At 45.5% G+C, this 10,640-nt stretch carries 12 protein-coding genes and 1 pseudogene; 7 read left to right on the top strand and 6 right to left on the bottom strand.

Annotation, left to right across the window (positions count from 1 at the left end):
• Nucleotides 1-193: 193 nt before the first annotated feature.
• Nucleotides 194-535, top strand: coding sequence for an MOFRL family protein (locus DU481_RS15060; protein WP_350135845.1), 342 nt, complete (start codon nucleotides 194-196; stop codon nucleotides 533-535).
• On the opposite strand, the gene DU481_RS15055 is transcribed toward DU481_RS15060, so the two are convergent.
• From DU481_RS15055 to DU481_RS15045, 3 genes are all read right to left on the bottom strand, one after another.
• Nucleotides 525-1,091, bottom strand: coding sequence for a hypothetical protein (locus DU481_RS15055; protein WP_350135843.1), 567 nt, complete (start codon nucleotides 1,089-1,091; stop codon nucleotides 525-527). The genes DU481_RS15060 and DU481_RS15055 overlap by 11 nt on opposite strands.
• Nucleotides 1,092-1,121: 30 nt before the next feature.
• On the bottom strand, nucleotides 1,122-1,538 hold the full coding sequence (locus tag DU481_RS15050) for a hypothetical protein (RefSeq protein ID WP_107803068.1): 417 nt from the start codon (nucleotides 1,536-1,538) through the stop codon (nucleotides 1,122-1,124).
• Nucleotides 1,539-1,684: 146 nt separating this feature from the next.
• A complete protein-coding gene (locus tag DU481_RS15045; protein ID WP_121168290.1) occupies nucleotides 1,685-2,896 on the bottom strand; it encodes a porin in 1,212 nt (403 codons plus the stop codon).
• A 425-nt stretch (nucleotides 2,897-3,321) separates the two neighbouring features.
• Here DU481_RS15045 and DU481_RS15040 point away from each other — a divergent pair, with 425 nt between their 5' ends.
• Complete coding sequence (locus DU481_RS15040; protein WP_350135839.1) at nucleotides 3,322-4,311, top strand: L,D-transpeptidase family protein; 990 nt, start codon at nucleotides 3,322-3,324, stop codon at nucleotides 4,309-4,311.
• A gap of 111 nt (nucleotides 4,312-4,422) precedes the next feature.
• On the opposite strand, the gene DU481_RS15035 is transcribed toward DU481_RS15040, so the two are convergent.
• A complete protein-coding gene (locus tag DU481_RS15035) occupies nucleotides 4,423-4,713 on the bottom strand; it encodes an Lpp/OprI family alanine-zipper lipoprotein (RefSeq protein ID WP_090316406.1) in 291 nt (96 codons plus the stop codon).
• Nucleotides 4,714-4,994: 281 nt separating this feature from the next.
• On the bottom strand, nucleotides 4,995-5,570 hold the full coding sequence (locus DU481_RS15030; protein ID WP_350135837.1) for a L,D-transpeptidase family protein: 576 nt from the start codon (nucleotides 5,568-5,570) through the stop codon (nucleotides 4,995-4,997).
• 73 nt (nucleotides 5,571-5,643) lie between these two features.
• On the opposite strand from DU481_RS15030, the gene DU481_RS15025 reads away from it, so the two are divergent.
• From DU481_RS15025 to DU481_RS15010, 4 genes are read left to right on the top strand one after another with little or no spacing between them, the layout of a single operon-like run.
• The gene (locus DU481_RS15025) at nucleotides 5,644-5,877 is read left to right on the top strand and encodes a HypC/HybG/HupF family hydrogenase formation chaperone (protein WP_090316413.1); all 234 of its coding nucleotides are present in this window, start codon (nucleotides 5,644-5,646) and stop codon (nucleotides 5,875-5,877) included.
• Nucleotides 5,877-7,025, top strand: a complete 1,149-nt coding sequence (gene hypD, locus DU481_RS15020; protein WP_350135835.1) for a hydrogenase formation protein HypD — start codon at nucleotides 5,877-5,879, stop codon at nucleotides 7,023-7,025. Before DU481_RS15025 ends, hypD begins: the two co-directional genes overlap by 1 nt.
• A complete protein-coding gene (gene hypE / locus DU481_RS15015) occupies nucleotides 7,025-8,083 on the top strand; it encodes a hydrogenase expression/formation protein HypE (protein ID WP_350135833.1) in 1,059 nt (352 codons plus the stop codon). Before hypD ends, hypE begins: the two co-directional genes overlap by 1 nt.
• 10 nt (nucleotides 8,084-8,093) lie before the next feature.
• A complete protein-coding gene (locus tag DU481_RS15010) occupies nucleotides 8,094-9,824 on the top strand; it encodes a hydrogenase maturation protein (protein WP_350135831.1) in 1,731 nt (576 codons plus the stop codon).
• A 4-nt stretch (nucleotides 9,825-9,828) separates the two neighbouring features.
• Here DU481_RS15010 and DU481_RS15005 read toward each other — a convergent pair whose 3' ends face one another.
• On the bottom strand, nucleotides 9,829-10,272 hold the full coding sequence (locus tag DU481_RS15005) for a hypothetical protein (RefSeq protein ID WP_350135829.1): 444 nt from the start codon (nucleotides 10,270-10,272) through the stop codon (nucleotides 9,829-9,831).
• A 182-nt stretch (nucleotides 10,273-10,454) separates the two neighbouring features.
• Between DU481_RS15005 and DU481_RS15000 the strand changes: the two are divergent.
• Nucleotides 10,455-10,640: pseudogene (locus DU481_RS15000) on the top strand (IS1595 family transposase); the annotation flags it as partial.

Raw genomic sequence — 10,640 nt, 5'->3', positions numbered from 1 at the left:
AATCCGGCTACAAAACACCACTGAAAAATGAATTGCCGGGAATTCGTGTTCAAAAAAATGGCAGGATTACCGGGAAATCTGGAAATCACTAATTGTTCAGCGCTTCCTTAGTGGTGAATCTCGCGAAATCGCCAAAAGCTACGCTGCATTCGCCAAAGAGATCCGTCACCACCCGCAATGGTTAAGAGCGCCCGTGGCTCTGTTATCGGGTGGCGAAACCACAGTCACAATTAAAGGTAATGGCCGCGGCGGCCGCAATGCCGAGTTTTTGCTATCGCTATTGATAGAGCTTGCAGGCACTGAAGCGATTTACGCCCTTGCCTGCGATACGGATGGATTGGATGGCAGTGAAAACAATGCCGGTGCGCTCATCACACCGGATTCATTCCATCGCGCGGAAAAACTTGGCTTGAATGCTACAGCGTATCTGGCCAATAACGATGCCTATACGTTTTTTCAGCTATTAAACGATTTAGTGATCACAGGTCCAACTTTCACCAATGTGAATGATTACCGTGCCATTCTCATTCTTTGATTGAACATGTGTGATTCAGAGAATTCGCTGCTCGATTGCGATCCACTTGTATTGATGACAATACCAGTCCTTGCTGGAACCATCTTGTGATGACATATTCATAGAATTGCTGATTTCCCGGTACCTCAAAATTCAGCGCTAATTTCTTACCACGCTCGGTTAGCAGCACATGCCCCAAGTCCAGATAATTATCAGCATCCCGTTGGAATCCTATTTTCGTTGGCTTACCGTTATAAAATAAACGTGTATGTTTACCGTAGCCTTTCTTAATAAAGCCATCGTTCTCAAACACAACCAGATCAATTTCTTCAAGGCGCTTAAGTGTCGACCGGGTAATTCCTTGCTTCGTATAAATCTCATTTTCCACATCAAAAATAAGTGGCAGTAAATCACCCTGAATCCATACAAATTGACAAAGTGCCTTAAAAATCAAGCCATCTTCCGCGCTTAAATCCGATTGTTCAGACAAATCATCTTGCAAATGAATTTTTTCTGAATGCGCTACTTTGGAAACAACAAATTGAACAAATATTGTCCATAAATTACCCATTCTCATACCGGAGTTATCACCCTGACTTCTTTTTCTTTATTTCTTATCAGTAACCTGAGATTCCGTTACAGACGACTCTTGCTTGTCATCCTCTTTGATTTCTTTTATATGCTCATCCATTTTATTGGTGGATTTTGAAGTATCTTTCAATTTTCGCGCTTTAATCTCTTTGTTGATCTCCGCCAGAAATCCAATATTGTCTTTAAGTTGCTTGTCACTTCTGTACCAGGAAAAACATGTCACTGCACCCATAATGATCAATATCACGCTCAGCACATCAATACCATCAAGGAAGATAAACGCGACCCCGGTCGAAATAGCAAACGCACCCAATAGTGCTGTCAACAACCACATTTTTGAGCCCGCGCCCGAACTCTTTCTTCGTTTATCCCATGCATCCAGATTGTCGCGCGTAGTAATCAGTTCTTCGTCTGTCCATTTCTTCATACTCATGACTGCAAATTCTCCTTTAAAAATCCTTCAATATTTCCTTAATTACAAATGCACAACCAGAAAAAGGCTAATAAGGATTTATTATATTTCTTTCTGACAATAAAAAAGGCACCAATCGGTGCCTTTTTTATGAGACTAAAACTTTCTTAGAAGTTGTGACGCATACCAATGCTATAGGTATTGCTATCTCTGAATACAGCATTTCTATCATCAACCATTGCACGTTGATAACCGCCGAAGAGGCTAGAACGTTTGCTGAGATTGTGGATTGCGCCAACGGTAAAGCTGCTTACTTCACGGCGTGATGCACCACCAGCCAATCCATGAGCATTTGTCATACCGCCTTGAGCGATAAAGCTGGTATTACCCCAGTCATATTGACCGCCTGCAAACCAGATGTTACCGTCACCACCCCAATTCATCGCTGAATTGCACTGTCCACGCGAATCAGGTGAGCCTGTTGCTGGGTTACCTAACATACCGGCATTAGTACAAGTAGCTGCACCTACGGCATTGTTAATATTTTCATACTGGCCATTCAACTTAAAGTTTTGGAAACTCCATGATGCACCACCACGCCAGATATGCTCGTTGTTAACCAAAGGAGCATAACCTGCATTACCTGTTCTTTGGCGAGTACTGATGTTATCGCGAGAGTAACCTCCAAATACAGCTAAATTATGACCTTGAAATTGAGCTTCGTATTTACCTGCAACTTGGAAGTCCCATTCACCATCTTCACCACCTGAATTTGACTGACTTCCAGCAAAGCTACCCGATGGAGCGATAACATTTGCAGGATCTAATCTGTTAGAGTCGCCTGGCATTAATATACCCGAGAAGCTAAAACCTTCGACTTTTGGTGAATCATAGCGAGCTGCGCTATTTACGAAGCCATTTGCTCCTGATCCCAGACCATTTGCTGATGCCGACATAGTACCGCCGCTACCTGATGCTTGGAGGGTTGTATATGCAAATGGATCAATGGTCATACCACCAGCAAAATCTTTAAATGGTGATTGAACACGACCAAATTTTACTTCACCCCAATTGTCATTGGCCAATCCAACCCAACGTTCACGCGCAATACCTAGAGCACCACTGCCTGTACTAAAACCATACTCAACATGCGCCTTTGCTTTTAAGCCAGCACCTAAATTCTCAGTAACGTGCATACCCCATCTGGAACGACCTGTATCGTCACCGATATGAGCCTGGCTACTTTGACCTTCTTTGTTCACTGTTGCATATTCAGCTTGCACACTACCAAACAGTGTTACGTTTGTTCCTTGTGCTGATGCAACCATCGGAGCTGCAAGTGCACCGGCTACTGCCAACGAAATAAGTTTCTTCTTCATACCGAAGTTCTCCTTTAATGTTAAAACGACTGGGGCCGTCTTATTTTGTCTCACTACATTCCGGTGGAATGCACCCCGCTTGTTCGGACCTCCCCAATCGGGAGGTTTGATTTGATTGTGCCCCAATACAGAAACATACTGCAAGAAAAACAAACAAATCTTGCACATTAAGCAACAAATATGTTGTTCTCATACAACATATTTGTTGTTTTTCTGATGATAAATTTAATTTTACATCTTTAAAAAATTCGTTCAGAATTTCTTAAACTTACTGATATTGAAGCAATATAAATTAATTTCCTTCTCTTTCAATGAAGCATATTTATACTGTTTTTCACGTTTTGAATCAGGAAATTTCAGCTATCATCCGCTACATTCATTACCTCATAACTTAAGTAGGGCACCACCTTTGCAAGGTACGACTTATGCGTAAATCCTATTTGTTTTTTTTTGCAATACTGAATCTAATCGCCGCTTTTCCAATTAAAGCCGAAACGTGGGTACTCCCACCCTCCGATATTGATGTTTTTGGTCAAATACGAACTACACATGCAAGCAGCGCGGAAACACTACTCGATATCGCACGCCGATACGATATTGGTCAAATAGAGATTCTACTGGCCAATCCCAATGTAGATCGATGGTTACCCCAGGATGGCGCAGAGGTCATTCTGCCTAGCCGCTATATTATTCCTCACGGCGACCGCAAGGGATTACTACTCAACTTACCTGAAATGAGAATTTATTATTTCCCGGAACCTAAAAAAGGCGAAAAGCCGATGATTATTACACACCCCGTCGGTATAGGCAGAATGGACTGGATAACCCCCTTGGGAACAACAAAAATAGTAGAGAAAAAGAAAGATCCCACTTGGATACCACCAAAATCTCTCCAAATGGACAGAATTGCCAATGGAGAACAACCCTATCCCAGTATTGTTCCGCCAGGCCCCACCAACCCCTTAGGCCGGCATGCTATGCGTCTTGGTATTAGCAGCGGCAGTTATCTGATACACGGCACGATCAAGCCATTTGGTGTCGGCATGCGCGTTTCCGCAGGATGTGTTCGCATGTATCCGGAAGACATAGAAGCACTCTTTGATAAAGTCCCGGTCGGTACATCAGTACAAATAGTGAATCAACCCATTAAACTTGGCTGGTTATTGGACTCGCTTTTCATTGAACTTCACCCGCCATTAGAAGAAGACGAGGAAAAATACACCAACTATAAACACATGGTAGTCACAGCCATCAATGATTTTCTCGCATTAAAAAGCAGCAAAAGAACCATACCCGCAGATTTTGAAATCGATCAAGAAGCTCTAAAACAAGCGATCATGGAAAAAAGTGGAATGCCTGTACTGATCTCTCGCACTACCGCACAAGCACAATTACACACGCAAAATAACCATTAGCATCAAACAACGGAATGTAAGCTGTGAAACGATACACATAAAAAAACCCCTCATGCGAGGGGTTTTTTTATGAATGCAAATCCAAATTTTTATTTGGTATTACATTACTTATTACTTATGCATTGCTTTTTTGAACATGCGATCGATTTTGGATTCTGTATCCATTGAACGTCTGTTTGCTTCGTCCGCAATACGCAGCGCATCATTTGCTTTGGCGTTAGCTGCATCTGCTGCTGCTTTCGCTGCAGCTGCATCAGCTTTAACAGCCGCAATATCAGCATTCACTTTATTTTGCAGCTCTTCCAATTGACCTGTCGTTGCACATCCTGTCAACCCAATAAAAGCGCCTGCAATTGCTGCCAGTGTTAACATACGAACTGGATGCTGGATTTTTCCTTTCATTCCGATCTCCTCAGTTGTTTATTCTATTCAATACGCACAAACATCCACTATTTCTAATAGTTAATGACATTTTAGATATTTTAATATCATTAACGCACCGGAATCTTATCCGATTTTTCCCGCAAAATAAATGCATTTTATGACAAATTTACCACGCACCGGATCAAAAGAATCACAAACAGAATCATAAGTAATTAATAGGAATAACTATTTCCAAATATTCCTCAATTCAATTAATTAACAACAAAGAGCGAAGACCTGCATAAATAGTCATTCTAACGCTAACGAATATTCACCCACACACCAGGTCTGATCCACTTGCCGAGCTGATCGATTTGCTCATTCGTCAGCGCAATGCAGCCATTCGTCCAATTATACTGATGGTGAATTTCTCGATCTCCCCTGCCAATCCCATGTATGCCGATATGGCCGCCCAGCGGTGTATTCTGAGGTGGTGTCTTACCCATACTTTTTGCCGCCAAGATTGATAGCCAGGTATCTTCATCAATCCTATTTTCCTCCAGTGCGCGTTTTGCAGTATCAAGATTAGGATAATTAAGGCCAAAAAAACGATAATAACGACTCTTTTCATTGACCCAGCCAATCTTGAATCTACCCAGCGGGGTTTTATCGTCTTTTGTCATTTTTGACCATGTAGTACCGAAACGTCCAATCGCTACATTTTTAAATACCGCCTGAACAGTATTTCCCTGCATCACAGACAAAGTGTGCTCAGTGGTATCCACATCGATCCACACGTTATTATCCGCACGCGCAGAATTGTGCATAACGCACAAGCCAGCCAATCCAATCAACACAATTATCGAATATTGAATAAAAAAATTTCGCTTGATCACTTTTTGACTATCAATAATAAGGATGATTAATTATGTCATAATTTCACTCTCCGGAAATTCCCATTAAGCGCCCATGTGCCTTGCTATTCCTGCTTGTGTCGAACAATTGACTGCTGCAAATCATGCCATCGTAAACCTCAGCGGCGTGCGCAAAGAAATTTCACTGGCATTGGTTGAAGATATTGTTCCTGGAGATTACGTCATCGTACATGTTGGTTTTGCGCTACAAAAGCTCGATCCGCTGGAAGCGGAGCGCACATTGGCAATGTTCGCCGAAATATCGGCGCTCGATAACAATCTTTCATAATGAAATATATCGATGAATTTCGCGCAGGCGCTCTGGCACGGCAAATCGCTGCAAAAATCGCATCGGAAGCCGACCCCAGACGCGATTACCACTTCATGGAATTTTGCGGTGGCCATACCCATGCCATTTCGCGCTTCGGCATAATCGATCTGCTGCCTGACAATGTGCATATGATTCATGGCCCGGGTTGTCCGGTATGCGTTTTACCTATCGGCCGCGTAGAGAATGCGATTCAATTGGCACAAATGCCGGGATTGATACTCTGCAGTTACGGAGATATGCTGCGCATACCAGCCACCAACGGGATGAGTTTGTTGAAAGCGAAAGCGCAAGGTGCGGATATCCGCATGGTTTACAGCAGTGCGGATGCTATAAAAATCGCCCAGGAAAATCCGCAACGGCAGGTGGTTTTCTTTGCTATCGGCTTTGAAACCACGACACCGCCCACAGCTGTTGCAATCCAGCAAGCGCAGACACTGGGTTTGAATAACTTCACGGTATTCTGCAATCACGTCCTGACCCCTTCCGCCATCTCCCATATTTTGCAATCGCCGGAAGTCCGTCAGTTTGGTCTGGTTCCGCTGGATGGTTTTATTGGACCGGCGCATGTTTCCGTCATCATTGGCAGCCAACCGTACGAATATTTCGCCGAAGAATTTCAGAAACCGGTCGTGATAGCCGGCTTTGAGCCACTCGATGTCATGCAGGCCATCCTCATGCTGATACGCCAAATCAATACAGGCCGGGCTAAAGTTGAAAATGAATTTACCCGTGCGGTTTCTCTTGAAGGCAATCGCAAAGCGCAATCGCTTGTCGCCGAAGTGTTCGAATTACGCCGTACATTTGAGTGGCGCGGCTTGGGGTGGGTGCCTTACAGCGCGCTTAAAATCAAATCAAGCTATGCTGACTTTGACGCCGAACAGCGTTTCCGGATTTCAACAATATCAATTGCCGATAACAAGGCCTGCGAGTGCGGCGCTATTTTGCGCGGCGTTAAACGGCCGCAGGATTGCAAAATTTTTGGCACTGTTTGTACACCCGAAAACCCGGTCGGTTCCTGTATGGTTTCCTCTGAAGGCGCATGTGCCGCTCATTACAGCTATGGCCGTTTCCGTGAAAATAATCATGTTGCAGCGCAGGAAAATTAATGCCCGCCACAGGTAAAGTTAAACCGGGTTATACCCGTGCACTCGACCTGAAGCATGGCTGCATCGAAATGAGCCATGGCAGCGGCGGACGGGCGATGGCGCAATTAATCCAGCAATTGTTCATTACAGCATTTGATAACGAATTCTTGCGCCAGATGAATGATCAGGCTTGCTTCCAGAGCATTAATGGCCGCATGGTGATGTCTACCGACAGCCATGTCGTGACTCCTCTATTTTTTCCCGGTGGAGATATCGGCAGTTTGGCAGTGCACGGCACCATCAATGACATTGCCATGTCTGGCGCCAAGCCTTGCTACCTGGCTGCCAGTTTTATTCTGGAAGAAGGTTTCCCGTTATCCGATCTGAAACGCATCGTGGATTCCATGGCTAAAGCGGCACACGCTGCACAAGTGCCGATTATCACCGGTGACACCAAAGTGGTGGAAAAAGGCAACGGCGATGGCGTATTCATCACCACGACGGGCATTGGCATGGTGCCGGAAGGGATTCATATTTCCGGTGACAATGCCCGGCCCGGCGATAAGATATTGGTATCCGGTACACTCGGCGATCATGGCATCGCCATCATGGCGTTGCGTGAAAACCTGTCTTTCCAAACCAGTATCGAATCGGACACCGCGGCCTTGCATGATCTGGTAGCGGCCATGATTGCAATCACGCCCGGCATCCACGTATTGCGTGACCCTACACGAGGCGGCGTAGCCACTACCCTTAACGAAATTGCCCAGCAATCGTCGGTAGGCATGATGATCTATGAAGACCGGCTGCCGATCCAGGAGCAAGTCCAAGCCGCTTGTGAGTTCATCGGTCTGGACCCGTTGTACATTGCCAATGAAGGCAAGCTGATTGCGATCTGCGCTGCGGAAGATGCCGAAAAGCTATTGCATGTGATGCATGCCCACCCATTGGGCAGGCATGCCAGCATCATCGGTGAAGTCATCGAAGACGCGCACTGCTTTGTGCAAATGCAAACCCGGTTTGGTGGCAAACGCGTCGTTGATTGGTTAAGCGGCGAGCAACTGCCACGGATCTGCTAATTTCCGTCAATTGAAAATTCTGTTTCTCACACACAGCTTCAATTGTCTGTCGCAACGTCTGTTTGTTGAATTAACGCATTGCGGACATGATATATCCATCGAGTTTGATATCAACGACGCGATGAGCTGCGAAGCCGTCGCACTTTTCCAGCCAGATCTGATTATCGCGCCTTATCTAAAACGCGCTATCCCGGAAACCATCTGGCGCAAACATACTTGTTTTATCGTGCACCCGGGAATCATCGGAGACCGCGGCCCTGCCGCCCTCGATTGGGCAATCATGCTGGATCGGCAGGAATGGGGCGTAACCGTATTGCAAGCCAATGCGGAAATGGATGCGGGCGATATCTGGGCTGCGGAAGTTTTTCCGATGCGGCAGGCTCGCAAAAGTAGCCTGTACCGCCACGAAGTTGTTGAAGCAGCAACCCGCGCTGTACTCGCAGCAATAACGCGTTTTCAGTCCGGCGCTTATAAACCGGTTCCGCTGGATTATTCACGCGTTGATGTCTATGGCCGCTTGCATACGCCCGTCCGGCAAGCTGACCGCCTCATTGATTGGCAACTAGACAACACGCGCACCATTGTAAGGAAAATCCATGCCGCCGATGGATTCCCCGGTGTTTTGGATACGTTGTTGGGTGAATCCTATTATTTGTATGATGCATACAGCGAAGAGAATCTGACTGGCACACCCGGAGCAATTATCGCCAAGCGTCACAACGCCATCTGCCGCGCTACCCTGGATGGCGCGGTCTGGATCGGTCATTTGAAACATAAAAAAGATGCTGAGCCCACTTTCAAACTGGCCGCCACGATTGCTTTAAAAGATTATCTTAACGCTGTGCCGGAAATATCTCTTGATCCTTTCACTGCAAAATCTAGCAATACTTACCGGGATATCTGGTTCGAACGAAAAAAAGATGTCGGCTATCTGCATTTTGATTTTTATAACGGTGCCATGGATGCCGGGCAGTGTGAGCGTTTGCGTAACACTTACTTGCAAGCCGCAGCAAGCGACGTTCGTGTGATCGTGTTGATGGGCGGACCCGATTTCTGGAGCAATGGCATACATCTCAATCATATCGAAAATGCCGATAGTCCCGCCGGCGAGTCCTGGCGCAACATTAATGCCATGAATGATCTGGTGCAGTCGATCATCACCACTGAGCGGCAGCTCACGATCGCAGCGCTGCAAGGCAATGCCGGTGCCGGTGGCGTGTTTCTATCGCTGGCTGCCGATTACATTTTTGCGCGCGCCAGTGTCATACTCAATCCGCATTATAAAAGCATGGGAAATCTTTACGGCTCGGAATATTGGACTTATTTGCTACCACGCCGGGTCGATGCATCGTGTGTACGCGCATTGACACAAAATCGTTTGCCGGTCAGCGCACAGAAAGCCCGGGATATCGGATTGATCGATGATTGCTTTGCTTTAAACCCGGATGACTTTAAGAAGGAAATAGTTCGTATTGCTGAAGCGCTTGCTGCAAATCCCGAGTTCGCTTCACTCTTACAACAAAAAACACAGCAGCGGCAATTGGATGAACAGCTAAAACCGTTACAAAATTACCGCACTGAAGAACTCCGGCACATGGAACTTAATTTTTACGGCTTTGACCCCAGTTATCATGTGGCACGTTATCATTTCGTGCACAAGATCCCGTATGGCTGGACACCACGTTATCTCGCACGGCATCGCCGCCTCTCAGTGCAGTCCGATTCAAAAATTCAAATATGATTTCTTAACGTTGACTTGTCTTGGTATCCAGCCTATGTGAATCGACCAGATCGGGATCAAATTCCGGCGGTTTTTCCGCCGGTGGAATCACTCCAGGGCATTGTTTGATGACTGCCCATTGCTGTATCGCATCATATTCACTCTTTAACTGCGCATATTCAGCTTCTTGTTCTTTAGTCCCGCCGAGTGCAAATAACGCTGCCCAGGAAAGCGATAAATCGGCACCCAGTATCCATTTATCCTTGGCCGGTGTTTTATCATCCGGCTTACCCGTCAATTGACTGACTCTAGTTTGAATTCGCTCAATCTCTGCCAGTAATTCGTTGCAATTGTAGGTTTGAAATTGCGCTGGCGAGATATAAGGTGCTTGATGATTTCCCGATGAAGCCACGCAACCGGATAGTGTAATCGCAACAATAAAAAAAACAGCAGCAATTAATCTCTTCATAACAACCACTTCCCTCGCAAGTTATTACATCGAATCTGACTTGTACGCATCTATTGCCATGAATTGTACACCGATATTCGCTCTGGTAAGCTCGCATTATGGAATTGAGTACGACAACGAATGTGTTATTGATTTGGGTCTTAGGAAGTTAAGCACTTACTAAAGTGTGCTAACTTTCTGAGATGAATGCCAAAAACAGATACTATTTTCGTTCTCGAATCAGAGAAGCAAAGTTCAGGCAACTTACTCGATGTTTTTCGATGGATTTTACTGCTACTGACACAACCCAATTGACCGGCATTTCTATCCGATCCGTCAATACCATTTATCTTAAAATACGACAGCGAATTGCCCAGAATTGCGAACTT

The sequence above is a fragment of the Nitrosomonas sp. genome (assembly GCF_040240425.1).
GTDB lineage: Bacteria > Pseudomonadota > Gammaproteobacteria > Burkholderiales > Nitrosomonadaceae > Nitrosomonas.
Note: the sequence above shows the minus strand (reverse complement) of the source record. Positions and strands in the feature narration are given on the sequence as shown.